Source organism: Teichococcus rhizosphaerae (assembly GCF_002631185.1).
Classification (GTDB): Bacteria; Pseudomonadota; Alphaproteobacteria; order Acetobacterales; family Acetobacteraceae; genus Pseudoroseomonas; species Pseudoroseomonas rhizosphaerae.
The window spans coordinates 144,120-170,792 of the sequence record NZ_PDNU01000008.1; the positions used below are offsets into that span (position 1 = coordinate 144,120).

Here is a 26,673-nt window from a genome sequence, read left to right on the forward strand (position 1 = left end):
ATGCGCGCCCTGCCGCTGAACATCGGTCCCATCCACTTCGTCGGCATCGGCGGCATCGGCATGTCGGGCATCGCCGAGGTGCTGCACAATCTCGGCTACACGGTGCAGGGCAGCGACATCGCCGAGGGCTACAACGTGGAGCGCCTGCGCGAGGCGGGCATCAGCGTCACGGTGGGCCATGACGCGGCCAATCTCGGCACCGCGCAGGTGGTGGTCACCTCCACCGCCGTGAAGCGCGACAACCCGGAGGTCGTGGCCGCGCGCCAGCGCCTGATCCCCGTGGTGCGCCGCGCCGAGATGCTGGCCGAGCTGATGCGCCTGAAGTGGGGCATCGCCATCGGCGGCACGCACGGCAAGACGACGACCACCTCGCTCGTCGCCACCGTGCTGGAGGCGGCCAAGCTCGATCCCACCGTGATCAACGGCGGCATCATCAACGCCTATGGCACCAACACCCGGCTCGGCGAGGGCGACTGGATGGTGGTGGAGGCGGATGAGAGCGACGGCTCCTTCCTGCGCCTGCCCGCCGTCGCCGCCGTGGTGACCAACATGGACGCGGAGCACCTGGACCACTGGGGCACCGAGGAGGCGATGAAGCAGGGCTATGCCCAGTTCGTCGGCAACATCCCCTTCTACGGCTTCGCGGTGCTGTGCGCCGACCATCCCAACGTGCAGGCGATGATCCCGCACATCGACCGGCGCCTGATCACCTACGGCTTCTCGCCCCAGGCCGATGTGCGCGCCGAGCGCCTGATCACCGACCGTATGGGCGCCACCTTCGAGGTGATCGTGCAGGACCGCGCCACGGGCCGCAGCCGCAGCCTGAAGCCGATGCGCCTGCCGATGCTCGGCCAGCACAACGTGCAGAACGCGCTGGCCGCCATCGCCGTCGGCATCGAGATGGACATCGACGAGGGCACGATCCGCTCGGCGCTGGCCGGCTTCAAGGGCGTCAAGCGCCGCTTCACCCGTGTCGGCGAGACCAACGGCATCCAGGTGATCGACGACTACGGCCACCATCCGGTGGAGATCGCCGCCGTGCTGAAGGCGGCGCGCCAGGCCGGGGCGCGGGATGTCATCGCGGTGGTGCAGCCGCACCGCTATTCGCGCCTGAAGCAGCTCTTCGAGGAGTTCTGCCAGTGCATGAACGACGCGGGCACGGTGATCGTGGCCGATGTCTATGCCGCCGGCGAGCAGCCCATCCCCGGCGCCGACCGCGACAGCCTGGTCGATGGGCTGCGCGCGCATGGCCACCGCTCCGTGGTGCCCCTGCCCGGCCCCGACAGCCTGCCGGAGATGATCAACGCCATCGCCAAGCCGGGCGACTACGTGGTCTGCCTCGGCGCCGGCAACATCACGGCCTGGGCGCACGCGCTGCCGGAGAAGCTGGCCGCGCTGCAACCGCGCGGGCCACGCCTGGCCGGGGGGGGGCGGTGAGCCGCGCCATGCCGGACAGCGCCACCCTTGCCCTGCCGCCGCTGCGCGGCCGCGTCCAGGCGGAGGCGCCGCTCGCGCCCTTCACCTGGTTCCGCGTGGGCGGGCCGGCGCAGTATCTCGTGCGGCCGGCCGACGTGGATGACCTGCTGCTGCTGCTGCGCGACCGGCCCGCGCACCTGCCGCTCACGGTGATCGGCGCCGCCTCCAACCTGCTGGTGCGCGACGGGGGCTTGCGCGGCATCACCGTCAAGCTCGCGCGCGGCTTCTCCGACATCGCGGTGGAGGCGGACGGCATCATCGCCGGCGCCGCCGCGCTCGACATGACGGTGGCCGAGCACGCCGCCGCCGCCGGGCTCGGCGGGCTGGAGTTCCTCAGCGGCATCCCCGGCGCCATTGGGGGGGCGGTCGCGATGAACGCGGGTGCCTATGGCTCGGAAGTGAAGGACGTGCTGGACTGGGCCGAGGTGGCGACGCCCGCCGGCCTGCTGCGCCTGGACAATGCCGCGCTGGGCTTCGCCTATCGCCGCTCCGCGCTTCCCGCTGGCGGCGTCGTGGTGCGCGCCCGCTTCCGCGCCGTGCCGGGTGCCGCCGCGGAGATCGCCGCGCGCATGAACGTCATCCGAAGCGCGCGCGAGGAAAGCCAGCCCGTGCGCGCCCGCACCGGCGGCTCCACCTTCAAGAACCCCGAAGGCCACAAGGCCTGGGCGCTGATCGACGCCGCCGGCTGCCGCGGCCTGCGCCAGGGCGACGCGCAGGTGTCGGAGAAGCACTGCAACTTCCTCCTCAACCTCGGCGCCGCCACGGCGGCCGATCTGGAAGGGCTGGGCGAGACGGTGCGCGCGCGCGTCGCCGCGCAATCCGGCATCGCGCTGGAGTGGGAAATCAAGCGCCTCGGGGAGCCCGCCGCATGAGTCATGTCGCTGTCCTGTTCGGTGGCATCTCCACCGAGCGCGAGGTCTCCCTCTCCACGGGGCGGCAGGTCATCGCCGCGCTGCGCGAGGCGGGGCACCGCGTCACGCCGGTCGAGGTGACGGAGGACCTCTCCGCCCTGGTCGCCGCGCTGCGGCAGGCGAAGCCGGATGCGGTGTTCAACGCGCTGCATGGCCGCTTCGGCGAGGATGGCTGCGTGCAGGGCGTGCTGGACTGGCTCGGCATTCCCTACACCCATTCCGGCGTGCGCGCCTCCTCGGTGGCGATGGACAAGTCGGCCGCCAAGGCGGTGTTCGCGGCCCACGGCCTGCCGCTGGCCGAGCACCGCGTGGTCTCGCCGGAGGAGCTGGAGGCGGAGGACCCGATCAACCGCCCCTATGTGGTGAAGCCGGTGAACGAGGGCTCCTCGGTCGGTGTCGAGATCCTGAAGGAAGGCGACAACCGCCGCGCCGAGATCGCCCGCAACTGGCGCTTCGGCCGGCAGATCATGACCGAGGAGTTCATCGCCGGGCGCGAGCTGACGGTGGCCGTGATGGGCGACCGCCCGCTCGCCGTCACCGAGATCGGCACCGGCCACGCCTTCTACGACTACGACGCGAAGTACGCCGATGGCGGCAGCCGCCACACCATCCCCGCCGCCATCCCCGATTCGGTGACGCGGGCGGCGATGGAGGCGGCGCTGCGCGCGCACCAGGCGCTGGGCTGCCGCGGCGTCAGCCGCTCCGACTTCCGCTACGACGACGCGACGGACCGCCTCGTCCTGCTGGAGGTGAACACCCAGCCGGGCATGACGCCGACCAGCCTCGTTCCCGAGCAGGCGGCCTATTGCGGCATCAGCTTCCCCGAGCTCTGCACCTGGCTGGTGCAGGAGGCACGCCATGGCCCGTAGTCCCGCCCGCCTTCGCGCGGAGGACCGCATCCGTCTCGCCAGCGATGGCGGGCGACCCAGCCTCGCCGCGCCGCAGCGGCCGAGCGGCCTGCGCCTCTGGCTGCGCCGGCGGCGCGGGCTGCTGCGCCCGGCCTTCTACGCGCTGCTCGGCATTGGCGCGCTCGGTGCCGGCACCGTGATGGTGGTGGCGCTCGAGCCGGCGGGCCGCTTCTCCTGGCTGTCCGAGAACATCGCGGAGGTCGCCGGTGCCGCGGGCATGACGGTGAACGAGATCGTCGTGCGCGGGCAGCAGAACACGCCGCGCGAGCTGATCCGCGCCGCCATCGGCGTCGGGCGCGGCGACCCGCTGCTCGCCTTCTCCCCCACCCAGGCCAAGGCGCGGCTGGAAAGAATCGCCTGGATCGAGAGCGCCGAGGTGCAGCGCCACCTTTCCGGCAACATCCTGATCGAGATCCACGAGCGCAAGCCCTTCGCCATCTGGCAGCGCCAGGGCGAGTTCGCGGTGGTGGACCGCGACGGCCGCGTCGTCTCCGCCGACACGCTCGATGCCTTCGGCCCGCTGCCGCTGCTGGTGGGCGATGGCGCGCACAAGCTCGGCGCCACGCTGTACGACGCGCTCTCGCGCGAGCCCGAGGTGCGCCGCCGGGTGCAGGCCCTGGTGCTGGTCAGCGAGCGGCGCTGGAACCTGCGGCTGCACAACGGCACGGATGTGATGCTGCCCGAGGCGCATGAGGAGGCGGCGGTGAAACGCCTGGGCGAGTTGCAGCGCAGCAGCGCGCTGCTCGACCGGCCGCTGGTGGCGATCGACATGCGCCTGCCGGACCGGCTGGTGGTGCGGCACAACCCGGCGCCCGAGCCGATCCCCGAGCCGCCGAAGCGGCGTGGCGGGAGCAGCCGCGGATGAGGACCCCGCCCCGCCTCGCCGTCGAGCCGCCGCCCGTCCCCCTCGTCACGCCGCGCCGCCGGCGCGCGCGCAGCGGCCCCTTCGGCGTGCTGGACATCGGCACCACCAAGATCGTCTGCCTGATCGCGCGCATGGAGAATGACGGCCAGCCGCGCATCCTGGGCTGCGGCTGGCAGCGCGCGCGCGGCATCAAGGGCGGCAACATCGTCGACCTGCACGAGGCCGAGCAGTGCATCCGCGCCGCCGTGGCGCAGGCGGAGGACGCCGCGGAGGTCAAGCTGGCGGGCGCCATCGTCAACCTCTCCTGCGGCCAGCCCGGCTCGCGGCTGATGAACATCCAGTGGCCGATCGGCGGCCGCGCCGTGACCGAGGCCGACCTGCGCGCCGTGCTGGGCGAGGGCCGCCGCCGCGCCACCGATGACGGGCGCGAGACGGTGCATGCCGCGACGCTCGGCTTCACCATCGACGCGACGCCCGGCGTCGAGGACCCGCGCGACATGGTGTGCGAATCGCTGGTGGCGCAGATGCACCTCGTCGATGCGGCATCCGCCTCGCTGCGCAATCTCGGCGTGTGCCTGCATGGCTGCGACCTGGAGGTGGAGGAGCTGGTCTCGGCGCCCTACGCCTCGGCCCTTTCCGTGCTGGTGGAGGATGAAAGGCAGCTCGGCGCCACGGTGGTGGACATGGGCGGCGGCACCACCAGCATCGCGGTGTATGGCGAGGGCCATCTCCTGCACACGGCGCAGATCCCCGTCGGCGGCTGGCAGGTGACGAACGACCTGGCGCGCGGCCTCGCCACCCCCATCGCGCATGCCGAGCGGATCAAGATTCTCGAGGGCAGCGCGCTGAACGGCGGCGACGACGCCCGGACCATGGTGAACGTTCCGCAGGTGGGCGAGGATGACGACCACCTCGTCAGCATCCCGCGCGCGAGCATCGTGAACATCATCCGCCCGCGAATCGAGGAGACGCTGGAGCTGGTCCGCGGCCGGTTGAACGCCGCGGCGCTGGGCCGCGACGCGGGCTCGCGCGTCGTGCTCACCGGCGGCGCGAGTCAGCTCGTGGGACTCCGCGAGCTCGCCGCACAAATTCTCGACCGTCCCGTGCGCCTCGGACGCCCCGCCACGCTGCGCGGCTTACCAGAAACCGCGCAGGGTCCCGATTTTGCGACAACGCTGGGGCTTGTCGCATGGGGCATGGGCGAAGGCCGCCCGCTGCTCGATATTGATCCTGGCCCGGAGCGCGGAAACGGTCGATTTGCGCGCTTCGTCAACTGGCTTCGCGACCGCGTCTGATGCAATCTGCAACCCGTCCGCCACGCCCAACGCCCGCTACCCGAGGAGACACGCTGCAATGACGCTGAACCTGACGATCCCGCGCCAGCAGCACACCGATTTCAGCCCGCGAATCACCGTCGTCGGAGTCGGCGGCGCGGGCTGCAACGCGGTGAACAACATGATCGCCATGGGTCTCGACGGGGTCGAGTTCCTGGTGGCCAACACCGACGCGCAGGCGCTGGTGCACAGCCGCGCGGAGCGCCGCGTGCAGCTCGGCCCTCACCTGACGCAGGGCCTGGGCGCGGGCGCCAAGCCCGAGATCGGCCGCGCCGCCGCCGAGGAGGCGACGGAGGAGCTGGCCCGCCATCTCGAAGGCATGCACATGGTCTTCATCACCGCCGGCATGGGCGGCGGCACGGGCACGGGCGCGGCTCCGGTGATCGCGCGCATGGCGCGCGAGCGTGGCATCCTGACGGTCGGCGTCGTCACCCGCCCGTTCGACTTCGAGGGGCCGAAGCGCCGGCGGGCGGCGGAGGCGGGGCTTGAGGATCTGCAGTCCTATGTGGACACGCTGATCGTCATTCCGAACCAGAATCTGTTCCGTAAGGCGAATGAGCGCACCACCTTCGCCGAAGCCTTCAAGATGGCGGACGACGTGCTGCACATGGGCGTGCGCGGCGTCACCGACCTGATGGTCAATCCCGGCCTGGTGAATCTCGACTTCGCCGACATCCGCACCGTCATGGCCGAGATGGGCAAGGCGATGATGGGCACGGGCGAGGCCGAGGGCGAGGACCGCGCGGTGAAGGCCGCCGAGGCCGCGATCAACAACCCGCTGCTCGAGGACACCTCGATGCTCGGCGCCAAGGGTGTGCTGATCAACATCACCGGCGGCTACGACATGACGCTGTTCGAGGTGGACGAGGCCGCGAACCGCATCCGCCGCGAGGTGGACGAGGAAGCCAACATCATCTTCGGCTCCTCGGTGGACGAGGACATGAATGGCCGGCTGCGCGTCTCGGTGGTCGCCACCGGCATCGACGCCATCCAGGAACACAATGCCGAGCGGCCGAAGCTGGTCGCGGTCGGCGGCGTGGCGCCGACGCAGGCGGTCGCCAGCGCGCCCGTGCCGCCCGCCATTCCGCGCGGCGTGCCCGGCGCCCCCACCATGCAGCGCGCGGTGATGCCGCAGCCCGCCTCGCCCGTGCGCGTGGGCCCGGCCGGCCCCGCCGGCGCGCCCCGCCGCCCGGCGGGCATGGCGCCCGCCACCGCCGCCGCCACGGCGCAGCAGATGGCCCCGGTGATGCAGCCGGTGGCCTATGAGGCGCCGCAGCCCGCGCCGGAGGCGCCCTCGCCCGAGGACATACCGGCGCCGCTCGCGCAGCATCCGGACCTGGCGGCGCGCCCGCCCGCCCCGGCCCGCCCGATGGCGCCGCCCCCCGTTTCCGCGCCGCCGGCCGGCGGTGGCGGCTTCAACCTGTTCCGCCGCGCCACTGGTCTGATGCGCCGCAACCTCTCGGCCGAGGGCGATGCCGCGCCGGCGCCCGTGGCGCGCCCCGTGGCCGCCGCGCCCGTGCCGCCCGCCGCGCCCCGGCCGGCCGCCGCCCCGGCGCCGCAGCCCGCGCCGCAGGCCGAGGAAATGGGCCTTGACATCCCCACCTTCCTGCGCCGCCAGAACAACTGACCGGCCACGCCGCCAGTGACGGAGCAGCCCCGCAATGCAAGTTGCGGGGCTTTTTGCATCGCAGCAACCATCCAATTTCAATGGCTTATATTGTTGAGCTAAACTGAAATAAACGGAAACAAGCGTTGACTCGCAGTGTGCCGCCGCCAATGTCATGTAACGCTCAGCCGAAACGGCCGAGGGATTTCCCTCCGCCGATGCAGCAATGGCCAGGGGCAGTGATGGACGGTTTCCTCGCAGGGGGCATGGAACGACGCAGGACGCTGAAGGCGCCCATCGGGTGCGTCGGCATCGGCCTGCACTCGGGCCGCCGCGCCGCGCTGACGCTGCGCCCCGCCCCGGTCAATGCCGGCATCGTCTTCCGCCGCACCGATCTCGGGCTGGACATCCCGGCCCGCCACGATCTGGTGTTCGACACCCGCCTCTGCACGGCCATCGCCCTTCCCGGCCAGCCGCAGGCGCGGCTCGGCACCATCGAGCATGTCATGGCCGCGCTGGCCGCCTGTGGCATCGACGACGTGGTGGTCGAGGTCGATGGCCCCGAGGTGCCGATCCTGGATGGCTCCGCCGCTCCCTTCATCTTCCTGATCGATTGCGCGGGCATTGCCACCAGCGCCATGCCGCGCAGCACCATCGAGGTGCTCAAGACGGTGCGCGTGCAGGATGGCGAGGGGCCGGACGCTCCCTGGGTGGCGCTGCATCCCACCGCCACGCCGGGCTTCGAGGCCGCGCTGGAGATCGACTTCCCCTCCACCGCCATCGGCCGCCAGTCGCTGTCGCTGCGCGTGACGGAAGCCTCCTTCCGCGGCATGCTGGCCGATGCCCGCACCTTCACCATGGCCGAGGACGTGGCGCGGCTGCGCGCCGCCGGCCTGGCGCAGGGCGGCAGCCTGGCCAATGCGGTGGTGGTGGATGGCCCGCTGGTGCTCAACCCGGGCGGGCTGCGCCATCCGGACGAGTGCGTGCGCCACAAGCTGCTGGATGTTGTGGGCGACCTCGCCCTGGCCGGCGCCCCGCTCTCGGCGCGGTTCAGCGGCAGCCGCTCCGGCCACGCGCTGAACAACCGGCTGCTGCGCGCGCTGTTCGCCGACAGCAACGCCTGGCGCTGGAAGGACGCGCCGCTGCTGCCCGCCTCCGAGCCCCTCTCCACCCGCGCCCTGGACGCCGAGCCGGTGGCCGCCTGAACGGGCGGCCGGCCACGCGCCAAGCCAGCCTTCGCCTGGCCGCGCGCCAGGCCGGATGGCCCTCTTCGTCTTGGCGGGGGAGCATGATATAGAGCGGACGCCATGCGCACCCGTCTGAACCGGACTCTCCGCCTTTCCCTGATCCTGGCCGCTCCGCTGCTGGCGGGCGCCTGCTCGCAATGGGACGGCAGGGACGACTCGCTGCGTCCTCGCGCTCCGCTGGCCGAGCAGACGCCGGAATCCCTTTATGCCGCCGGCATCGAATCGCTGCGCCAGGAACGCTACGTCCAGGCCATCGAGTATTTCGACACGGTGGAGCGGGAGCATCCCTATTCCACCTGGGCCACCAGCGCCAAGCTGATGTCCGCCTATTCGGACTACATGCGCAACCGCTACACCGAGGCCATCGGCGCGCTGGACCGCTTCATCCAGCTCCACCCGGCGCATCGCGACATCGCCTATGCCTATTACCTGCGCGCGCTCTGCTACTACGAGCAGATCGTCGATGCCGAGCGCGACCAGCGCGGCACCGAGATCGCCCTGGCGCAGCTGCAGGAAGTGATCAACCGCTTCCCCGAAAGCTCCTATGCCCGCGATGCGCGGCTGAAGATCGACCTCGCCCGCGACCACCTGGCGGGGCGCGAGATGAACATCGGCCGCTTCTACCAGTCGCGCGGGCTGCAATCGGCCGCCATCGGCCGCTTTAAGCGGGTGGTGGAGGAGTTCCAGACCACCAACCACGTGCCCGAGGCGCTGCACCGGCTGACCGAGATCTACCTCGCCCTTGGCCTCACCGAGGAGGCGCGGCGCACCGCGAGCGTGCTGGGCCACAACTATCCCGGCAGCGCTTGGTACCAGGATTCCTATGCCCTGCTGGTGGAAGGCGCGCAGCCCGCCCCGCAGGACCGGCCGGGCTTCCTCCGCCGCGCCTGGAATTCGGTGTTCTGAGCCGCCAGGCCCCTGACCCCAGAGGCAAGACCAAGGCCGCGGCCCCGCCATGCTGAGCTCGCTCGCCATCCGTGACGTGGTGCTGATCGACAGGCTGGACCTGGCGCTCGGCGCCGGCCTCACCGTGCTGACCGGCGAGACCGGGGCGGGCAAGTCCATCCTGCTGGACAGCCTCGGCCTGGCGCTCGGCCAGCGGGCGGAGGCCGGCATGGTGCGCGGCGGGCAGGCCCAGGCCTCGGTCGCCGCCTGCTTCCACCTCGCCGCCGACCATCCCGCCAATGCCGTCCTGGCGGAGCAGGGCATCGAGGTGGAGGAGGATCTGGTGCTGCGCCGCGTGGTGCAGGCCGATGGCCGCTCCCGCGCCTTCGTCAACGACCAGCCCGTGGGCGTGGCGCTGCTGCGCCGCCTTGGCGCGCTGCTCGTCGAGGTGCAGGGCCAGCACGACCAGGTGGGCCTCGCCGACCCTGCCACCCATGCCGCGCTGCTCGATGCCTTCGGCGCGCTGGAAGCCGATCGGATGGGCGTGGCCGAGGCCTACCGCGCCTGGAAGCAGGCGGAGCGCGCCCTGCGCGAGGCGCAGGAAGCCATCGCCCAGGCGCAGCGCGACGAGGAATGGCTGCGCCACGCCGTGGAGGAGCTTTCCGTCCTCGCCCCCGTGGAGGGCGAGGAGGACGCGCTGGCCAATGAGCGGCAGGCCATGCAGCAGGGCGAGCGCCGGGCCGAGGCCGTGGCCGCCGCCCTGTCCGAGCTGCAGCCGCGCGACCGCCGCGGCAGCGCCGGCCCCGCCGCGGCCCTGCGCAATGCCGCCCGCGCGCTGGAGCGCCTGCCCGCGCCGAACGAGGAGGCCTCCCCCATCCTCGCGGCGCTGGGCCAGGCGCAGGATTCGCTGGCCGAGGCCGAGGCCATGCTGGAGCGGCTGGGCGCCGATCTCGGCCCCGACCCACGCCGGCTGGAACAGGTGGAGGAGCGCCTCTTCGCGCTCCGCGCCGCCGCCCGCAAGCACATGGTGGCGGTGGTGGAGCTGCCCGCCCTGCTGGCCGATCTCGCCAGCCGCCTTTCCGCGCTGGATGCGGGGGCGGAACGCGCCGCCGCGCTGGAGCAGGCCGCCACGGCGGCGCGCACGGCCTATGTGCGGCGCGCGGAGGCGCTTTCCGCCGCCCGTGGCGGGGCCGCCCGCGCGCTGGAGAAGGCGGTGGCGCAGGAGCTGGCGCCGCTGAAGCTGGAGCGCGCCCGGCTGCACATCGAGATCGCCCCGCGCGAGGAGCGCGCCTGGGCGGCCGACGGGCAGGACCGCGTCACCTTCCTGGTTTCCACCAATCCTGGCCAGAAGCCCGGGCAGCTCGACAAGATCGCCTCGGGCGGCGAGCTGTCCCGGCTGATGCTGGCGCTGAAGGTGGTGCTGGCGCGCGGCTCCCCCGTGCCGACGCTGGTGTTCGACGAGGTGGACAGCGGCATCGGCGGGGCCACGGCGGCGGCAGTGGGCGAGCGCCTGGCCCGCGTGGCGGAGCGGCTGCAGGTGCTGGTGGTGACGCACAGCCCGCAGGTGGCGGCGCGCGGCACGCAGCACTGGCGCGTCTCCAAGGGCGTGCGGGCCGAGCGGGCCGAGACGCGGGTGGAGCCGCTCGACCCCGCCGCGCGGCGCGAGGAGCTGGCCCGCATGCTGGCCGGCGAAACCATCACCGAGGCCGCCCGCGCCGCCGCCGATTCGCTGCTGCGCTGAACGGCGGCAGGCGAAAAAGATACGGCTTCCGGGCTTCCTGTTTCGTCCGTTCCCGCGTTAGCAGGAGCGCCATGACCGCGCCGCTCCGCTCCATCCCCGTCGATGCGCTGACCGAGGCCCAGGCGGCCGAGGAACTGGCCGCCCTGGCCGAGGCGATCGAGACCGCCGACATCGCCTACCACCAGAACGACGCGCCGGTGATGACCGACGCCGAGTACGATGCGCTGCGGCGGCGCAACACGGCCATCGAGGCGCGCTTTCCCGCGCTCAAGCGGGCGGACAGCCCGAGCGAGGCGCCGCCGGGCGCGGCGCCGGCGGCGGGCTTCGCCAAGTTCCGCCACGGCACGCCGATGCTGAGCCTGGACAACGCCTTCTCGCCCGAGGACTTCGCCGAGTTCGCCAAGAGCATCCGGCGCTTCCTCAAGCTGCCGCCGGAGGAGGTGCTGGCCTTCGTGGCCGAGCCCAAGATCGACGGGCTGTCGGTTAACCTGCTCTACGAGAAGGGCGTGTTCGTGCGCGGCGCCACGCGGGGCGACGGCACGGTGGGCGAGGACATCACCCGCAACCTCGAGACGCTGGAGGAGCTGCCCCGCCGCCTGCCCGAACCTTTCCCGGATGCCATCGAGATCCGCGGCGAGGTGTTCATGACCAAGGCGGACTTCCTGGCCTTCCATGCCGAGCAGACGCGGCTGCACGAGGAGCGCGAGCGGCGGCGCGAGCGCGGCGAGAAGGTGGGCGAGGCGGTCCGCATCCCCGTCAACCCGCGCAACGCGGCGGCGGGCAGCCTGCGCCAGCTCAACCCCGAGGTCACGGCGCGGCGGCCGCTGAAGCTCCTGGCCTATGCCCAGGGCGAATCCAGCAGCCCGGTGGCTGACACCCATTCGGCCTATCTGGACCAGCTCAGGGCCTGGGGCTTCCCGGTGAACCCGCTTTCCCGCGCCCTGCCGGACGAGACGGCGGCCGAGGCCTTCCAGGCGGAGATGGCGGCACGGCGCGCCGGCCTCGCCTATGACATCGACGGCGTGGTCTACAAGCTGGACCGGCTGGACTGGCAGGCGCGCCTCGGCTTCGTCGGCCGCGCGCCGCGCTGGGCCATCGCCTGGAAGTTCCCGGCCGAGCGGGCCGAGACGGTGCTGCAGGAGATCCAGATCCAGGTCGGCCGCACGGGCGCGCTGACGCCGCGCGCGGTGATGCAGCCGGTCAATGTCGGCGGCGTCATGGTGCAGCACGCCACGCTGCACAACGAGGACGAGATCGCCCGCAAGGATGTGCGGGTGGGCGACACCGTCATCCTCCAGCGCGCCGGCGACGTGATCCCGCAGATCGTGGCCGTGGTGGCGGAGAAGCGGCCGGCGGGCAGCCAGCCCTTCGCCTTCCCCACCACCTGCCCCGCCTGCGGCAGCCACGCCGTGCGGCCGGAAGGCGAGGTGGTGCGGCGCTGCACCGGCGGCCTCGTCTGCCCGGCGCAGACGGTGGAGCGGCTCAAGCACTTCGTCAGCCGCAACGCCATGGACATCGAGGGACTGGGCGAGGAGAACATCCTCAAGCTGCACGAGGAGGGGCTGGTGCGGAGCCCGGCCGACATCTTCCGCCTGGCGCCGCACGCCGAGCGGATGCGCGGCTGGGAGGGCTGGGGCAAGTCGGCCAAGGGCGGCGGCACCAGAAAGGTGGCGAACCTGCTGGCGGCCATCGAATCCCGCAGGAACGTGCCGCTGGAGCGGTTCATCTTCGCCCTCGGCATCCGCCGCATCGGCGAGCAGAACGCCAAGCTGCTGGCGCGGCACTACCATTCCCTCGCCACCTGGCGGGAAAAGATGCTGGCGGCCACCACCATCGGCTCCGAGGCGCGGGAGGAGCTGGGCTCCATCCAGGGCATCGGCCCGGCCATCGCCACCGAGCTGGCCGAGTTCTTCGCCGAGAGGCACAACCGCGACGCGCTGGACGACCTCGCCCGCGAGGTGAGCCCCACCGATGCCGAGGACTTCTCCGCCAGCGACAGCCCCTTCGCCGGCAAGGTCGTCGTCTTCACCGGCACGCTGGAGAAGACCTCGCGCGACGAGGCGGAGGCGGTGGCCGAGCGGCTCGGCGCCAGGGTGACCAAGAGCGTCTCGAAGAAGACCGACTTCGTGGTGGTGGGCGCCGATGCGGGGTCGAAGGCCAAGAAGGCCGCCGAGCTCAACCTCCGCACGCTGACGGAGGATGAGTGGCGCGCCATGGCGGGGCTGGGCTAGCCAGGGGGCGCGCCCTTTCCCTTCCCCTGGCGTCGGGCGGTCAGAGCGGCGCGCAGGCCCGGCGCAGCCATTCCGCCCCGTCATCCTCCAGCCCGGGGCCGACCTCCGCCAGCACGCGGGCATGGTAGGCATCCACCCAGCCGCGCTCGCCGGGGGTGAGAAGGGCCAGGTCGATCAGCCGGCGCTCATAGGGCACCAGGGTCAGGGTCTCGAACTCCAGGAAGGGGCGCGTCTGGCCGGGGCGGCTTTCGGCCTGCCGGGTCAGCAGCAGGTTCTCGATGCGGATGCCATAGGCGCCCGGCTGGTAGAAGCCCGGCTCGTCGGACAGGATCATGCCCGGGCGCAGCGGCACGGCCCGCGCGGCGCGGCTGATGCTCGCCGGCCCCTCATGCACCGACAGGAAGCTGCCGATGCCATGGCCGGTGCCGTGGTCGTAGTCGAGCCCGGCCTGCCACAGCGGCGCCCGCGCCACCGCGTCGATGTGCGGGCCGGCGACACCCTGCGGGAAGCGCAGCGTGGCCAGCGCGATATGGCCGCGCAGCACCCGCGTGTAGCGCTCCACGAGATCCGCCGGCGGGGTGCCGGGGCCGGTCCAGAGCGTGCGGGTGATGTCCGTGGTGCCGTCCGTGTACTGCGCGCCGCTGTCGATCAGGTAGCACTCGTCGGGGCGGATCGGCCGGTCCGTTTCCGGCGTGGCGCGGTAATGGACGATGGCGCCGTGCTCGCCCGCCCCCGAGATGGCGGGAAAGCTCTCGGCGCGGAACAGCGGCTGCGCCCGGCGCAAGGCCAGCAGACGCTCGGCGGCGCCGATCTCGGTCTCGGTGCCGCGCGGCGCCTGGGCGGCGAACCAGGCCAGGAAGCGCGCCATGGCCTGCGCGTCGCGCCGGTGCGCACGCCGGGCGCCTTCCTGCTCCACCGGGTTCTTGCAGGCGCGCGGCAGGCGGCAGGGGTCCTCGCCGGCATGCAGCGTGGCGCCGGCCTCGCGCAGCGTGGCGGCGAACCAGACGGGGGTGGCGTCGGGGTCGAGCCGCACCGCCTGGCCGCCCAGCCCCGCCAGCACCTCGGCCATCGCCGCCGGCGGATGCACCGACACCGCATTGCCCAGATGCGCCCACGTGGCCTCGGGCAGCTTGGCGGGGTCCATGAACAGCTCCACCCGCTCATCCGCCCGCAGCAGGGCGAAGCCCAGCGCCAGGGGCGTGTGCTCCAGGTCGCCGCCGCGCAGGTTCAGCAGCCAGGCCAGGGAATGCGGGTCCGCCAGCACGGCGGCGGCCTCGCCGGCGGCGCGCAGCCCGGCTGCGGCCTCGGCCCGCTTCTCCGCCGAGTCGCGGCCGGCATATTCCAGCGGATGCGGCACGGCGGCGGCGCGCGGCGGTGCCGGGCGGTCCCGCCACACGGCATCGACCGGGTTGGCGGCCAGCGGCACCAGGACGGCGCCGGAGGGCATCAGCCGGTCCAGCGCCGATTGCGGGTGCAGCCAGGGGTCGTAGCCGATGCGCAGGCCCGCCGCGTGCCGCGCCAGCCAGTCCTGCGGCGGCTGCTCGGTCAGGTGGCAATGCTCCCACAGCGCCGGGTCGGCCTGCTGGAGCGCCTGGGTGGTGTAGCGGCCATCGACGAAGAGCGCGGCGCGCGTGGCCAGGACGACCGCCATGCCGGCGCTGCCGGTGAACCCCGTCAGCCAGGCGAGGCGCTCGCCGCTGGGCGGCACGTATTCGCCCAGATACTCGTCGCTGCGCGGGACCAGCAGGCCATCCACCCCGCTCCGGTCGAGTTCGGCCCGGAGGGCGGCGAGGCGTTCGGCGTGTGTCACGTTGGTTAGCATCCCGTTAAGAACATGTTTCCACAGGTTTCAATGCGCCGAGCGCATGGCTAAGCTTCGTTTGTCGCGCTCGTCTTTGCACGCGCTCAAGCCTACATCCGGCGCATCGCGCAAGGGGCGGGCGGTCGACGGCACGAGCCAGTCCTGCGGACCACCCCGGCGCGCAATTGGAACGCTAGACAATGGACGCCCGCATCACCAAGCCGGAGTTTCACTCCGCCACCCCGAGCGCTGCCTTCGCCATGGACGAGGCGCGCTCCGTCGCGCTCGCCGCGATCCGCGCGCGGGATGAGGCGATCGGCCAGTGGATCCGCAAGGCGATCGTCAAGGCCTATCGCGCCGTGGTGGAATACCCGCAGCGCCGCCGCGTGAAGGACGAGCTGTCGCTGATGACCGACCGCGAGCTGTCCGACATCGGCCTGAGCCGCGGCGACATCAGCCGCGTGTTCGAGGGCGATTTCGAGGCCCAGGCCAGCCGCGCGGCGAACGCCCCAGCCGGCAGCCGCAGCGCCGCCTGACACGAAGCGGCCCGAAAAGAATCGGCTGGCGCGCGGCAACTCCGGCCGCGCGTCCTGGTTTGTAGCACCAGAGACCAGGAAGCGGCGCTTCCTCCCCCCCTCCCCCCGGTGCCGCTTCCAGCCAGAACCGCCCCGCATCCCCCCAGATGCGGGGCGGTTCCATATCCGGCCCCCGGCGGGCTCGATCCCGCCCGGCCCCGATGCGGCTCAGCGCTTGCGCAGCACCAGGGCGGACCAGGCGCCCTGGTCGATGCGCCGCTCCAGAACCATGCCGGCGCGGCGGTGCGCGGCCAGCACCATCCGCACCTGGGTGCCGAGCAGGCCGGCCAGGATGGCGGTGCCGCCCGGCGCCAGGTGTTCGGACAGGCTCTTGGCCATGGCGCAGAGCGGGCGGGCGAGGATGTTGGCGAACACCAGGTCATAGGTGCCGGCGCGCACGCCGCGGTGGCGCCAGCCATCGGCCAGCCGCGCCCGGATCAGGTTGCGTAGCCCGTTGGCGCTGGCGTTCTCGGCGGCGATGCGCACGCTCCAGGGCTCGATGTCGGTGGCCAGCACGCGGCGGCGCAGCCGCTTGGCCGCCGCCATGGCCAGGATGCCGGAGCCGGTGCCGAGGTCAAGGATGCGGCGCGGCCGGCGGTGCGCCATGCCCTCGAAGCCGATCAGGCAGCCGCGCGTCGAGCCGTGCTCGCCCGAGCCGAAGGCGAGCCCCGCATCCAGCCGCAGCACGGTGCGGCCATAGGTGACGGGATTGGGCAGGTGGCTCGGGCGGATCAGCACCCGCGCGCCGATCTCCTGCTCGGGAAAGGCCTGCACGGTGCGGGCGAGCCACCCTTCCGCCTCGACGGGCGCGCGCTTCAGCTCCGGCATCTCGATGCCGGACAGCGCCGCGGCCAGGACCAGGGCGGGCAGCAGCTCCTCGTCGCCCACGCCGGTCTCGCGCACCGCCTCCAGGCCCCAGCTGTCGGTCGGGTCGTCCTTGAAGTAGCCCACGCTGGGGCAGACGGTCTGCAGCGCCGCCTCGAAATGCGGCACCGCCTCTTCCGGCAGGCCGTCGATGGTCAGGGTTTCCAGGGTCTGGGGATGGCGGCGGTTCATCAGGCCTTTTCCACGAAACTGTCGAGCACGCGCTTCCGCCCCGCCTTGTCGAATTCGACGTCCAGCTTGTTGTCTTCGGCGCTCACGACACGCCCATAGCCGAATTTCGTGTGAAACACCCGGCTGCCCGGCGGAATGGCGGCATTCTTCGCCGGGCGCTCCGCCACTTCCCAGGCGCCGGCCTCAATGATGCGCGGCTTGCGCGCCACCAGCGGGAACTGGCCGGAGAACACCGAGGGCGCCGAAACCATGCGCGCCCGCTCGGCGCGCGCCCCGCCCTCCTGCTCGACATGCTCGGGCGGCAGCTCGTCGAGGAAGCGGGAAGGAATGGCGCTGCTCCAGTTGGCGTAGAGCCGCCGGTTGGCCGCGTGGCTGATGACGCAGCACTTCCGCGCCCGGGTGATGCCGACATAGGCGAGGCGCCGCTCCTCCTCGAGCCCCTTGTCGCCCGACTCGTCGAGCGAGCGCTGGTGCGGGAACAGCCCCTCCTCCCAGCCGGGCAGGAACACCGTGTCGAACTCCAGCCCCTTGGCGGCGTGCAGCGTCATCAGGCTGACGCGCTCGGCCTCCGGCGCCTGGTCGCTCTCCATCACCAGCGAGACATGCTCCAGGAAGCCGGCCAGCGTCTCGAACTCGCCCAGCGCGCGGATCAGCTCCTTCAGGTTCTCGAGCCGCCCCGGCGCCTCGGGCGACTTGTCCTGCCGCCACATCTCCGTGTAGCCGGATTCGTCGAGCAGGGTGGCGGCCACCACCACATGCCCCTCCCGCTCCAGCCCCTCGCGCCAGCGGGCGAAGCCCTCCAGCAGCTCCCGCAGCGCCTGGCGCGGCTTGGGCCGCAGCGCGCCGAGCGCCGTCATCCGGTCCGCCGCCACCAGCAGGGGCACGCCCTCGGCGCGGGCGAGCTGGTGCATGGCGCGCAGCGCCGTGTCGCCCAGGCCACGCTTGGGGGTGTTGACGATGCGCTCGAAGGCCAGGTCGTCGGCCGGCTGGTTCAGCACCCGCAGATAGGCCATGGCATCGCGGATCTCGGCCCGCTCGTAGAACTTCAGCCCGCCCACCACGCGGTAGGGGATGCCCAGCGTGATCAGCCGCTCCTCGAAGGCGCGGGTCTGCGAGCCGGTGCGGACCAGAATGGCGATCTCGGCGAGGTTGTGCCCGTCCCGCCGCGCGGCCTCGATGCGGCCGCCCACCATGCGGGCCTCCTCCTCCGAGTCCCAGAGCGAGACGACGCGCACCTTCTCGCCGCGCGCATCCTCGCGGCCGGGGCGGAGCGTCTTGCCCAGCCGCCCGCTGTTCCGGGCGATCAGGCCCGAGGCGGCGCCCAGGATCGGCGTGGTGGAGCGGTAGTTGGATTCGAGGCGCACGATGGTGGCGCCGGGGAAGTCCTTCTCGAAGCGGAGGATGTTCTCGATCTCGGCGCCGCGCCAGGAATAGATCGACTGGTCGTCGTCGCCCACGCAGCAGATGTTGCGGCTTGCCGGGTCCTCGCGCTGGGCCAGCAGGCGCAGCCAGAGATACTGGACGAGGTTGGTGTCCTGGTACTCGTCCACCAGGATGTAGCGGAAGCGGCGGTGGTAGTCGGCCAGCACGTCCGGATGCTCGCGCAGGATCTCCACCACATGCAGCATCAGGTCGCCGAAATCGGTGGCGTTCACCTGTTTCAGCCGCTCCTGGTAGGCGGCGTAGAGGCTGCGGGCGCGGTTGTTGGCGAAGTCCGAGTCCTCGGCCGGCGTGATCCGCGCGGGCGTGCAGCCGCGGTCCTTCCAGCGCTGGATGACGGTCATCAGACCCTGCGGTGGCCAGCGCTTCTGGTCGATGCCGGCGGCCTCCATCACCTGCTTGAGCAGGCGCATCTGGTCGTCCGTGTCGAGGATGGTGAAGTTGCTGGAAAGCCCCACCAGCTCGGCGTGGCGGCGCAGCATGCGGGCGCAGAGGGCATGGAAGGTGCCGAGCCACAGCCCCTCCGCCGGCTGGCCCAGGATGGCCGAGACGCGCTCGCGCATCTCGCGCGCCGCCTTGTTGGTGAAGGTGACGGCCAGCACCTGGCTGGGGAAGGCCCGCCGCGTCATCAGGATGTGGGCGAAGCGGGTGGTCAGCACCCGCGTCTTGCCGGTGCCGGCGCCGGCCAGCACCAGCAGCGGCCCGTCCACCGTCTCCACGGCGGCGCGCTGCTCGGGGTTCAGCCGGGCCAGGTAGTCGGTGGCGGAGGCGGGCATGGTCGTCATTGGCAGAACCCCACGGAGCCGGCGGCGCAGCGGCGGGCGCCATCGACCCACAGCGCGCCATCCAGCGTGGCGGTGCCCAGGTCGGCGCCCGACAGGTTGGCCCCGGTCAGGTCGGCATCGGTCAGGTCGGCGCGGAAGAAGCGGGCGCCCCGCAGGTCGGCCCCGGCGAAGCGGGCGCCGACCAGCCGGGCGCGGGTGAACTCGGCGCCGCGCAGCACGGCGCCCGAGAAATCGGCGCCTGACGCATCGGCCGAGGTGAAGCGGGCGGCGGGGGCGTCCGCCTCGGCCAGCTTCGCCTGGCCCAGCCTGGCGCGGGCGAAGCTCGCATCGCGCAGCACGGCGCCGGTCAGGTCCACGCCGCGGAAATCCTGCCCGTCCTGCAGGCAGCGCCGCCAGTCCACCCCGGGCGCGGGGGCGTCCGTGCAGGCGGCGGCGGCCGGGGCGATGCCCAGCAGCAGCAGCAGGGGAAGGGCAAGAAGGGGCAGGATTGGCGGGGACACGGGCTGGATATAGAACGGGCCACGAACGCGGCCAACCTCCGGCCGGCCGCCGGGAGGGAGTCGCCGCCATTCTCAGCCTGCCGATCCGCGCCCTCGAATGGTCCGCCCGGCAGGGCGGCATGCTTCTGGCGGCGAGCATCTTCGCCGGCCTGTTCATCCCGCCCCTGGCTGGCGCCCTGCGCGAGGCGGTGACGCCGATCGTGGCGCTGCTGATGACGCTGGTGCTGCTGCGGGTCGATCCGGTGCAGGTGCTGGCCTATCTGCGGCGGCCGCTGCTGGTGGTGGCGATGCTGGCCTGGCTGCTGCTGGGATGCCCGCTGCTGGCCTATGCCGCGACCCGGGCGGTGGGGCTGGACGGGCCGATGGGCGCGGGGCTGGTGATCGTGGCCACCGGCTGCGCCGCCACCTCCTCCCCCGCCTTCGCCCGGCTGGTCGGGCTGGATGGCGAGATCGCGCTGGTGGTGTCGCTGCTCTCCACCCTGCTGGTGCCCTTCACCGCGCCGCCCCTGGCGCTGGGGCTGCTGGGGATCGACCTGTCCATCACCGTGGGCGGGCTGATGGCGCGGCTGGCGCTGGTGGTGGGGCTGCCGCTGGCGGTCTCGCTGGCGATCCGCCAGATGGCCGGGCCGGCGCGGCTGGCCCGCTGGGGCGGCGCCGTGGATGGCGCGGTGGTGCTGCTGGTGGTGCTCTACGGCTTCGGCGTGATGGACGGCGTGCTGGCCCGCCTGCTGGCCGAGCCCGGGCTGGTGCTGGGCGGCATCCTGCTGGCCTTCGCCGGCTGCCTGGGGCTGAACGTGGCCACGGCGCTGGCCTTCCGCCCGGCGGGGCACCGCCTGTCGCTTTCCGCGGGGCTGCTCTCGGGCAACCGCAACATGGCGCTCTACCTGGCGGTGATGCCGGCCAGCACGGAGCCGCGCATCCTGCTGTTCTTCGTGCTCTGCCAGTTTCCGCTCTTCCTCAGCCCCTTCCTGCTGAAGCCGGTCTATGCCCGGCTGGCGCGGCGGGGCTGAGGGAGGGGGCCGCCCCTCCCCGCCTCTTCAGGCGGCCGGCGCCGCCTTCGGCCGGGCGCCCAGGATGTGGGAGATGGCATAGGTCAGGTCGGCGCGGTTGAGGGTGTAGAAGTGGAACTCGTCCACCCCGTTGGCCTGCAGCAGGCGCACCTGCTCGGCGGCGAGGGCGGCGGCCACCATGCGGCGGGTTTCCGGGTCGTCGTCCAGCCCCTCGAAGAGGCGGCCCATCCAGTCCGGCACGCTGGCGCCGCACATGGCGGAGAACTTGCGCACCTGGTTGAAGTTGGAGACCGGCAGGATGCCCGGCACGATCGGCACGGTGATGCCGGCGGCGTGGCAGCGGTCCAGGAAGCGCAGGAACACCTCGGTGTCGAAGAAGTACTGGGTGATGGCGCGGGTGGCGCCGGCGTCGATCTTGCGCTTGAGGTTGTCCAGGTCGTGCTGGGCGGAGCTGGCGGTGGGGTGTGTCTCGGGATAGGCGGCCACCGAGATCTCGAAATCGGCCACGCGCTTCAGCCCGGCCACCAGGTCGGCGGCATAGGCGTAGCCCTGCGGGTGCGGCACATAGCCCTCCTCGCCGGCCGGGGCGTCGCCGCGCAGCGCCACGATGTGGCGCACGCCATCGGCCCAGTAGCGGCGGGCGACGTCGTCCACCTCGCCCTGGCTGGCGCCAACGCAGGTGAGATGCGCGGCCGGCGTCAGGCTGGTTTCCCGCACCAGGCGGGAGAGCGTGGCATGGGTGCGCTCCTGCGTGGTGCCGCCCGCACCATAGGTGACCGAGACGAAGCGCGGCGCCAGCGGCTCCAGCCGCCGCACGCAGCTCCAGAGCTGCTGCTCCAGCGCCTCCGTGCGGGGCGGGAAGAACTCGAAGGAAAGGGCGGGGGGCGGCAGCTCGGTCGGCACGGGCAGGCCGGCCACGCGCGGGCCGGTCAGCCAGCGCTGCAGGGTGCCCGGGGTGCCGGCGGAGGCTGCGTGGTCGGCGAGGTGGTTCATGCCCCTCCCTTACTGCACCCGGCGGCGGAAATGAATGCGGCACCGCACGGGGTTGTTTGCAGCAGCTTGACCTTTAAATGTTCCTGGCATTCATCCCTGGATGTATGTAGCCCGCTGATTGCCCTTCCCGCCGCTTCCTCCCGGCCTTGCAGGAAATGCTCCGCCCATGCATCCCTATCGCCGCCCGCTCCTTATGCTGCTCGGCATGCTGGCCCTCTCGGCCTGCGCCACGCGCCCGCCAGCGAGCGAGCCCGAGGCGCTGGCGGAATACGAGCAGACCAACGACCCGCTGGAGCCCCTCAACCGCGGCCTGTATGCCGTCCACAACGGCATCGACACGGTGGTGCTGCGCCCGGCGGCGGAGGTCTACCGCTTCGTGCTGCCGCAGCCGGTGCGCACCGGGGTGCGCAACGTGCTGGCCAACCTGAGGAGCCCCGTGATCCTGCTGAACGATGGGCTGCAGGGCGAGACGCAGCGCTTCGGCAACACCGTCGGCCGCTTCCTGCTGAACTCCACCCTGGGCGTGGGCGGCATCTTCGACGTGGCCACGGGCTTCGGCCTGCCGGCGCACACGGAGGATTTCGGCCAGACCCTGGCGACCTGGGGCGTGGGCGAAGGGCCCTTCCTGTTCATTCCCGTGCTGGGCCCGAGCAACCCACGCGACCTGGTGGGGTTTGGAGTTGGCATCGCCAGCAACCCGATGACCTGGGTGACCGCCAATGGCGACAACACATTGGAGAACATCGGCTACGGCCTCACCGGCCTGACCGTGCTCGACACCCGCGAGGGGCTGATCGAGACGATCGACTCGGTAAAGGAAACCAGCCTCGACCCCTACGCCACCTTCCGCAGCGCCTACCGCCAGCGTCGCCAGCAGGAGATCCGCAACGGCGGCGCCAACCCGGCGCCCGCCAATGCCTGGGGCACGGGGCTCGGCACCGCCGGAAGCCCGCCCTCTGGAACCCAGCCCGGCCGCAACTGAGCCGGCCCGGACACGAGATGAGACCGAACAGGATGAACCGCCGTTTCTTGCTGGCCGCCGCCTGGGCCGCCCCCTTCTCCCTCGCCGCGCTGGGCACCGCCCCCGCGCGGGCGGAGATGGACATCAACCGCGCCGCCGGCTTCATCGAGAGCACCGGCCAGGAGCTGGTCGGCGCCCTCAACTCCCGCGCCCCGGTGGCCGAGCGCCGCCAGCGCGTGGCGGCCATCCTGCGCCGCGCCGTGGATGTGGAGGGCGTCGGCCGCTTCATCCTCGGCCGCTGGTGGCGCACCGCCTCCCCGGCGGAGCAGCAGGAATACCTGAAGCTGTTCGAGGAGACGCTGATCCGCAACCTTTCCGCCCGCTTCGGCGAGTATGAGGGGGTGCGCTTCAGCCTGGGCCGCAGCCAGCAGCGCACCGAGGACGATGCGCTGGTGAACACCATCATCGAGCGCCCCAACACCGCCCCCTTCAGCCTGGACTGGCGGGTGGGCGAGGTCGAGGGCCAGCCGCGCGTGGTGGACGTGATCGCCGAGGGCACCTCGCTCCGCCTGACGCAACGCAGCGAGTATTCCGCCGTGATCAGCCGCAATGGCGGCCAGGTCTCGGCGCTGCTGGACGCCATGCGGCGCCAGGTCGCCACCCTGGCGGCGCGCGAGGGCCGCTGACGAGGCCGCGGCGGCGGGCCGGGAAAGGCTAGCGCCGCCGCTCCACCATGGCATAGAGCCGCTGGCCGCCAGGGCCGCCGCCGCTGCCATGGAACACCCGCGGCCGCCACGCCTCCGTTTCGGGCGCGGCGGCCAGCAGGGTGCTCATCTCCTCCGCGGTGCGCCAGCAGGGCCGCAGCCCCAGAAAGACCTCCATCCAGGCCGCCTCGGGCGGAGCGGGGCCGGCGCTGCCCAGCAGCAGCAGCCCGCCCGGCTTGAGCGCGGCGAAGGCGGAGTCCACCAGTTCCCGCAGCCAGGGCGCGGCGCCGCAGCCCGGCAGGTCCGGCAGCAGGATCAGGTCGAAGCAGCCACGCAGATAGGGCTTGCGGACGAAGTAGGAGAGGTTGCAGCGCAGGCTGCGCAGCGGGATGCCGGGCGGCAGCCCCTTGCGCAGGGTGGCGATCACCCCGTTATCCGCCTCCTGCGCCACCCAGCGGCCCAGCTTGCCGGGCTCCGCCAGGAGCGCGGCCTCCCGCAGATGCCCGGCGCCGAGGCTCAGGATCTCGGCGCCCGGGTGCCGCTCCAGCACGGCATCGATCACACGCGCCAGAAAGGCGGTCTGGCCGCGCAGCGCGGAGAAGTGGCCCAGTGCCGTGGTGGCCTCGAACAGGTCGCGCCCCGCCCGCGAGGCCTGGCCGATCCGGTCCCGCACCGCCTCGTGCCGCAACAGCAGATCCTGCAGCAGGGGAAGCAGGCCGGGGCGGCCGGCCATTTCCTGCGCGGCCCGGATAAGGGGATCTTCCTGCATCAGCCGGTGCAGCGGGTGGCCCAGCATCTCCGCGCGGGCGAGTTGCCAGGCCGCCGGCGGCAGGCTCTGCTTCAGCGTGCCGCAGAGCTGCACCAGCCTGGCCAGGGCCGCGGGGCCCCAGCCGGGCTCCCACGCCATGTCCACCAGCTCGTCGAGCACCGGCACGAGCTCTCCGGCATCCGGCAGGCTCACGCTCAGATTATGGCCCGGTGGCGTCGCGTCAGGCATGGCTCGCTCTCCTGGAGCCTATTCGACATGCCCGCGGAGCCGCGCGCATCATCAAGATGATGGATGACATTGTGCCGTGATTTCAATGGCGCAAAGGCTGACTGCCCAAAAGGCAGGAATACCCTTTTCGCTTATTTTTTGGGCGATTTTCTTCTTTTTGCCGCGCCCACAGGCTTTCCCTGCACGGAAAGTTGTGAGTCAGCATTCATCCCTGGGAGTGGCGCGCCTCTTGCATGGAACCTGCCCGACAGTAAACGGGACAGGACCGGGCGCTTGCGGCCAGATGTGGAACTGATCGGCGTCACCAAGAGATACGGCCACGGCCCGGCGGCGGTGGACGGCATATCCCTCGCCATTCCGGCCGGCAGCTATTGCTGCCTGCTCGGGCCCTCCGGCTGCGGCAAGACCAGCACGCTGCGGATGATCGCCGGGCATGAGACGGTCAGCGAGGGGGACATCCTGCTGTCGGGGCGCAACGTGACGCTGCTGCCACCGGCCGCGCGCGGCACGGCGATGATGTTCCAGTCCTACGCCCTGTTCCCGCACCTGACGGCGCTGGAGAACATCGCCTTCGGCCTGCGCATGCGCGGGGTGGGCAAGGCGGAGCGGCTGGCCCGGGCGGCCGAGTTCCTGCGGCTGGTGCAGCTCGGGGCGATGGCGGACCGGCTGCCGGCGCAGCTCTCGGGCGGGCAGCAGCAGCGCGTGGCGCTGGCCCGCGCGCTGATCACCCGCCCCAAGGTACTGCTGCTGGACGAGCCGCTTTCCGCCCTCGACCCCTTCCTGCGCACCCAGATGCGCGAGGAGCTGAAGCGCCTCCAGCGGGAGCTCGGCATCACCTTCATCCATGTCACCCACGGCCAGGAGGAGGCGATGGCGCTGTCCGACATGGCCGTGGTGATGGACCAGGGGCGGATCGCCCAGGCGGCGCCCCCGCGCGAGATCTTCGAGAAGCCGGCCAGCGCCTTCGTGGCCCGCTTCATCGGCGGCCACAACGTGCTGGAGCTGCCGGGCGGGCGCTTCGCCGTGCGGACCGACCGCACCCGCCTCGCCCCCCCTCCCGGCGGCGCCAGCCTCGCCGGGCAGGTGGCCGCCGTCGAGTACCAGGGCGCCGCGGTGCGCGTGGTGGTGCGGGCCCCCGATGGCCAGACCGCCGAGGCGCTGCTGCCGGACGGCCTGTTCCACGCCGCGCCCGTGGCACCGGGCGAGGCCGCCACGCTGGGATGGGACGCGCAGGACGCCCACCCCCTCAGCCCCAACGCCTGACCAGGAGAGCGTAAGAGATGACCGAGCAGACGAAGCCCGCCGCCCTCACCCGCCGTGGCGCGCTCGCCCTGGCGGGCGCCACCATGGGCAGCGGCGCGATCACCGGCTTCCCCACGCTGTGGGCGCAGAACATCCGCAACGTGACGCTGCGCCAGATCGGCACCGGCGTGTCGGGCCTGAACCCGATCGCCGAGCAGGTGAAGAAGGATCTCGGCTTCACCCTGCAGCTGACGGTGACCGACACGGACGCCGTGGCGCAGCGCGCCGCCACCCAGGCGCGCAGCTTCGACATCGCCGACATCGAGTATTTCAGCATCAAGAAGGTGTACCCGACCGGCGCGCTGCAGCCGATCGACACCAGCCGCATCAAGCTGGCCGACAAGATCGTGCCGATCTTCACCACCGGCCGGCTGACGCCGGACAGCGCGGCCGGCCAGGGCACCAGCCCCTTCTCGGTGGGCTTCGTCGAGAGCCGCGACGCGAAGGCCTTCGCCGGCAAGCGCACCGAGCTGATGACGCTGATGCCCACCGTCTACAACGCCGACACGCTGGGCATCCGCCCCGACTTGGTGGGCCGCCCCATCACCCACTGGAAGGACCTGCTGGACCCCGCCTTCAAGGGCCGCGCGAGCATCCTGAACATCCCCGGCATCGGCATCATGGACGCCGCCATGGTGGCGGAAAGCGCCGGCATCCTGAAGTATGGCGACAAGGGCAACATGACCCGCGCCGAGATCGACAAGACCATCGCCTTCCTGATCGAGGCCAAGCGCGCCGGGCAGTTCCGCGCCTTCTGGAAGACCTTCGACGAGAGCGTGAACCTGATGGCCTCGGGCGAGGTCGTCATCCAGTCCATGTGGTCGCCGGCCGTCACCGCCGTGCGCTCGCGCGGCATTCCCTGCGTGTACCAGCCGCTGGCCGAGGGCTACCGCGCCTGGGGCTCGGGCCTCGGGCTGATGCGCCACCTCTCGGGCCTCGAGCTGGATGCGGCCTATGAATACATGAACTGGTATCTCTCCGGCTGGTGCGGCGCCTTCCTCAACCGGCAGGGCTATTATTCGGCGGTGCTGGAAACGGCCAAGGCCAACATGAGCGAGAACGAGTGGGGCTACTGGATGGAGGGCAAGCCCGCCACCGCCGACATCCTCGCCCCCGATGGCAAGGTGATGGAGAAGGCCGGCGCGGTGCGCGACGGCGGCTCCTTCCAGGAGCGCATGGGCAAGGTCGTGTGCTGGAACTCGGTGATGAACGAGGACCGCTACATGATCCAGAAGTGGAACGAGTTCATCGCCGCCTGAGCCATGGTTCGCCTGCGCGGCGCGCCCCCGCGGCGGCCGCGCGCTGATGGCGGGGGTTCAGGGGGCGGCGCCCCCTGCCCCGGCCT

The 26,673-nt window shown here is 72.1% G+C and carries 22 protein-coding genes; 16 read left to right on the plus strand and 6 right to left on the minus strand.

The annotated features are described in order from the left end of the window. The 10 genes from murC to ligA all read left to right on the plus strand — a co-directional run bounded on the left by murC (nucleotide 1) and on the right by ligA (nucleotide 13,204). Nucleotides 1–1,437, plus strand: a complete 1,437-nt coding sequence (gene murC, locus CR162_RS07365; RefSeq protein ID WP_099094888.1) for a UDP-N-acetylmuramate--L-alanine ligase — start codon at nucleotides 1–3, stop codon at nucleotides 1,435–1,437. An 8-nt stretch (nucleotides 1,438–1,445) separates the two neighbouring features. After that, entirely contained in the window at nucleotides 1,446–2,348 is a 903-nt protein-coding gene (gene murB, locus CR162_RS07370) for a UDP-N-acetylmuramate dehydrogenase (RefSeq protein WP_099094965.1), read from the plus strand. Next, nucleotides 2,345–3,256, plus strand: a complete 912-nt coding sequence (locus tag CR162_RS07375) for a D-alanine--D-alanine ligase (protein ID WP_099094889.1) — start codon at nucleotides 2,345–2,347, stop codon at nucleotides 3,254–3,256. Before murB ends, CR162_RS07375 begins: the two co-directional genes overlap by 4 nt. Beyond that, the gene (locus CR162_RS07380; protein WP_099094890.1) at nucleotides 3,246–4,160 is read left to right on the plus strand and encodes a cell division protein FtsQ/DivIB; all 915 of its coding nucleotides are present in this window, start codon (nucleotides 3,246–3,248) and stop codon (nucleotides 4,158–4,160) included. The genes CR162_RS07375 and CR162_RS07380 overlap by 11 nt, the downstream gene beginning before the upstream one ends. After that, nucleotides 4,157–5,455: a cell division protein FtsA gene (gene ftsA, locus CR162_RS07385; RefSeq protein ID WP_099094891.1), complete on the plus strand. Its 1,299-nt coding sequence runs from the start codon at nucleotides 4,157–4,159 to the stop codon at nucleotides 5,453–5,455. Before CR162_RS07380 ends, ftsA begins: the two co-directional genes overlap by 4 nt. Nucleotides 5,456–5,513: 58 nt before the next feature. Further along, the gene (ftsZ, locus tag CR162_RS07390; protein ID WP_099094892.1) at nucleotides 5,514–7,121 is read left to right on the plus strand and encodes a cell division protein FtsZ; all 1,608 of its coding nucleotides are present in this window, start codon (nucleotides 5,514–5,516) and stop codon (nucleotides 7,119–7,121) included. Nucleotides 7,122–7,366: 245 nt separating this feature from the next. Next, nucleotides 7,367–8,305 carry a UDP-3-O-acyl-N-acetylglucosamine deacetylase gene (gene lpxC, locus CR162_RS07395; RefSeq protein ID WP_245870185.1) on the plus strand — a complete coding sequence of 313 codons (939 nt, stop codon included), beginning with the start codon at nucleotides 7,367–7,369 and terminating at the stop codon, nucleotides 8,303–8,305. A 102-nt stretch (nucleotides 8,306–8,407) separates the two neighbouring features. Further along, on the plus strand, nucleotides 8,408–9,253 hold the full coding sequence (locus tag CR162_RS07400) for an outer membrane protein assembly factor BamD (protein ID WP_099094894.1): 846 nt from the start codon (nucleotides 8,408–8,410) through the stop codon (nucleotides 9,251–9,253). Between the two features lie 49 nt (nucleotides 9,254–9,302). Then, nucleotides 9,303–10,973, plus strand: coding sequence for a DNA repair protein RecN (recN, locus tag CR162_RS07405; RefSeq protein WP_099094895.1), 1,671 nt, complete (start codon nucleotides 9,303–9,305; stop codon nucleotides 10,971–10,973). Nucleotides 10,974–11,044: 71 nt separating this feature from the next. After that, nucleotides 11,045–13,204 (plus strand): NAD-dependent DNA ligase LigA, encoded by a 2,160-nt coding sequence (gene ligA, locus CR162_RS07410; RefSeq protein WP_099094896.1) that lies wholly within the window; start codon nucleotides 11,045–11,047, stop codon nucleotides 13,202–13,204. A gap of 40 nt (nucleotides 13,205–13,244) precedes the next feature. Here ligA and CR162_RS07415 read toward each other — a convergent pair whose 3' ends face one another. Further along, complete coding sequence (locus CR162_RS07415) at nucleotides 13,245–15,026, minus strand: aminopeptidase P family protein (protein ID WP_099094897.1); 1,782 nt, start codon at nucleotides 15,024–15,026, stop codon at nucleotides 13,245–13,247. Between the two features lie 179 nt (nucleotides 15,027–15,205). Here CR162_RS07415 and CR162_RS22615 point away from each other — a divergent pair, with 179 nt between their 5' ends. After that, a complete protein-coding gene (locus CR162_RS22615; RefSeq protein ID WP_099094898.1) occupies nucleotides 15,206–15,541 on the plus strand; it encodes a DUF1127 domain-containing protein in 336 nt (111 codons plus the stop codon). Nucleotides 15,542–15,748: 207 nt separating this feature from the next. Here the strand turns inward: CR162_RS22615 and CR162_RS07425 are convergent, their stop codons facing one another. Genes CR162_RS07425 through CR162_RS07435 form a run of 3 tightly spaced genes read right to left on the minus strand, consistent with a single transcriptional unit; the run spans nucleotide 15,749 to nucleotide 19,361 of the window. Beyond that, complete coding sequence (locus CR162_RS07425; protein ID WP_099094899.1) at nucleotides 15,749–16,636, minus strand: 50S ribosomal protein L11 methyltransferase; 888 nt, start codon at nucleotides 16,634–16,636, stop codon at nucleotides 15,749–15,751. After that, nucleotides 16,636–18,861 (minus strand): ATP-dependent helicase, encoded by a 2,226-nt coding sequence (locus tag CR162_RS07430; RefSeq protein WP_099094900.1) that lies wholly within the window; start codon nucleotides 18,859–18,861, stop codon nucleotides 16,636–16,638. The genes CR162_RS07425 and CR162_RS07430 overlap by 1 nt, the downstream gene beginning before the upstream one ends. Continuing rightward, nucleotides 18,858–19,361, minus strand: coding sequence for a pentapeptide repeat-containing protein (locus CR162_RS07435; protein ID WP_245870186.1), 504 nt, complete (start codon nucleotides 19,359–19,361; stop codon nucleotides 18,858–18,860). The genes CR162_RS07430 and CR162_RS07435 overlap by 4 nt, the downstream gene beginning before the upstream one ends. A gap of 119 nt (nucleotides 19,362–19,480) precedes the next feature. On the opposite strand from CR162_RS07435, the gene CR162_RS07440 reads away from it, so the two are divergent. Next, nucleotides 19,481–20,371, plus strand: a complete 891-nt coding sequence (locus tag CR162_RS07440) for a hypothetical protein (protein WP_245870187.1) — start codon at nucleotides 19,481–19,483, stop codon at nucleotides 20,369–20,371. Between the two features lie 27 nt (nucleotides 20,372–20,398). Here the strand turns inward: CR162_RS07440 and metF are convergent, their stop codons facing one another. Continuing rightward, complete coding sequence (gene metF, locus CR162_RS07445; protein WP_099094903.1) at nucleotides 20,399–21,364, minus strand: methylenetetrahydrofolate reductase; 966 nt, start codon at nucleotides 21,362–21,364, stop codon at nucleotides 20,399–20,401. Between the two features lie 166 nt (nucleotides 21,365–21,530). On the opposite strand from metF, the gene CR162_RS07450 reads away from it, so the two are divergent. Beyond that, entirely contained in the window at nucleotides 21,531–22,346 is an 816-nt protein-coding gene (locus CR162_RS07450; protein ID WP_099094904.1) for an MlaA family lipoprotein, read from the plus strand. A gap of 32 nt (nucleotides 22,347–22,378) precedes the next feature. Further along, nucleotides 22,379–23,011 carry an MlaC/ttg2D family ABC transporter substrate-binding protein gene (locus CR162_RS07455; RefSeq protein ID WP_245870188.1) on the plus strand — a complete coding sequence of 211 codons (633 nt, stop codon included), beginning with the start codon at nucleotides 22,379–22,381 and terminating at the stop codon, nucleotides 23,009–23,011. A 28-nt stretch (nucleotides 23,012–23,039) separates the two neighbouring features. Here CR162_RS07455 and CR162_RS07460 read toward each other — a convergent pair whose 3' ends face one another. After that, on the minus strand, nucleotides 23,040–24,026 hold the full coding sequence (locus tag CR162_RS07460; RefSeq protein WP_141563098.1) for a hypothetical protein: 987 nt from the start codon (nucleotides 24,024–24,026) through the stop codon (nucleotides 23,040–23,042). Nucleotides 24,027–24,299: 273 nt separating this feature from the next. On the opposite strand from CR162_RS07460, the gene CR162_RS07465 reads away from it, so the two are divergent. Together CR162_RS07465 and CR162_RS07470 are read left to right on the plus strand one after the other, a co-directional pair. Further along, nucleotides 24,300–25,289 (plus strand): ABC transporter ATP-binding protein, encoded by a 990-nt coding sequence (locus tag CR162_RS07465; protein ID WP_099094907.1) that lies wholly within the window; start codon nucleotides 24,300–24,302, stop codon nucleotides 25,287–25,289. A 17-nt stretch (nucleotides 25,290–25,306) separates the two neighbouring features. Then, nucleotides 25,307–26,587, plus strand: a complete 1,281-nt coding sequence (locus CR162_RS07470) for an ABC transporter substrate-binding protein (RefSeq protein WP_099094908.1) — start codon at nucleotides 25,307–25,309, stop codon at nucleotides 26,585–26,587. The last annotated feature ends 86 nt before the right edge of the window (nucleotides 26,588–26,673 follow it).

Coding starts and splice junctions, on each gene's coding strand:
- murC (WP_099094888.1), top strand. CDS start 1: ATGCGCGCCCTGCCGCTGAACATCGGTCCCATCCACTTCGTCGGCATC.
- murB (WP_099094965.1), top strand. CDS start 1,446: ATGCCGGACAGCGCCACCCTTGCCCTGCCGCCGCTGCGCGGCCGCGTC.
- CR162_RS07375 (WP_099094889.1), top strand. CDS start 2,345: ATGAGTCATGTCGCTGTCCTGTTCGGTGGCATCTCCACCGAGCGCGAG.
- CR162_RS07380 (WP_099094890.1), top strand. CDS start 3,246: ATGGCCCGTAGTCCCGCCCGCCTTCGCGCGGAGGACCGCATCCGTCTC.
- ftsA (WP_099094891.1), top strand. CDS start 4,157: ATGAGGACCCCGCCCCGCCTCGCCGTCGAGCCGCCGCCCGTCCCCCTC.
- ftsZ (WP_099094892.1), top strand. CDS start 5,514: ATGACGCTGAACCTGACGATCCCGCGCCAGCAGCACACCGATTTCAGC.
- lpxC (WP_245870185.1), top strand. CDS start 7,367: ATGGAACGACGCAGGACGCTGAAGGCGCCCATCGGGTGCGTCGGCATC.
- CR162_RS07400 (WP_099094894.1), top strand. CDS start 8,408: ATGCGCACCCGTCTGAACCGGACTCTCCGCCTTTCCCTGATCCTGGCC.
- recN (WP_099094895.1), top strand. CDS start 9,303: ATGCTGAGCTCGCTCGCCATCCGTGACGTGGTGCTGATCGACAGGCTG.
- ligA (WP_099094896.1), top strand. CDS start 11,045: ATGACCGCGCCGCTCCGCTCCATCCCCGTCGATGCGCTGACCGAGGCC.
- CR162_RS07415 (WP_099094897.1), bottom strand. CDS start 15,026: ATGCTAACCAACGTGACACACGCCGAACGCCTCGCCGCCCTCCGGGCC.
- CR162_RS22615 (WP_099094898.1), top strand. CDS start 15,206: ATGGACGCCCGCATCACCAAGCCGGAGTTTCACTCCGCCACCCCGAGC.
- CR162_RS07425 (WP_099094899.1), bottom strand. CDS start 16,636: ATGAACCGCCGCCATCCCCAGACCCTGGAAACCCTGACCATCGACGGC.
- CR162_RS07430 (WP_099094900.1), bottom strand. CDS start 18,861: ATGACGACCATGCCCGCCTCCGCCACCGACTACCTGGCCCGGCTGAAC.
- CR162_RS07440 (WP_245870187.1), top strand. CDS start 19,481: ATGCTTCTGGCGGCGAGCATCTTCGCCGGCCTGTTCATCCCGCCCCTG.
- metF (WP_099094903.1), bottom strand. CDS start 21,364: ATGAACCACCTCGCCGACCACGCAGCCTCCGCCGGCACCCCGGGCACC.
- CR162_RS07450 (WP_099094904.1), top strand. CDS start 21,531: ATGCATCCCTATCGCCGCCCGCTCCTTATGCTGCTCGGCATGCTGGCC.
- CR162_RS07455 (WP_245870188.1), top strand. CDS start 22,379: ATGAACCGCCGTTTCTTGCTGGCCGCCGCCTGGGCCGCCCCCTTCTCC.
- CR162_RS07460 (WP_141563098.1), bottom strand. CDS start 24,026: ATGCCTGACGCGACGCCACCGGGCCATAATCTGAGCGTGAGCCTGCCG.
- CR162_RS07470 (WP_099094908.1), top strand. CDS start 25,307: ATGACCGAGCAGACGAAGCCCGCCGCCCTCACCCGCCGTGGCGCGCTC.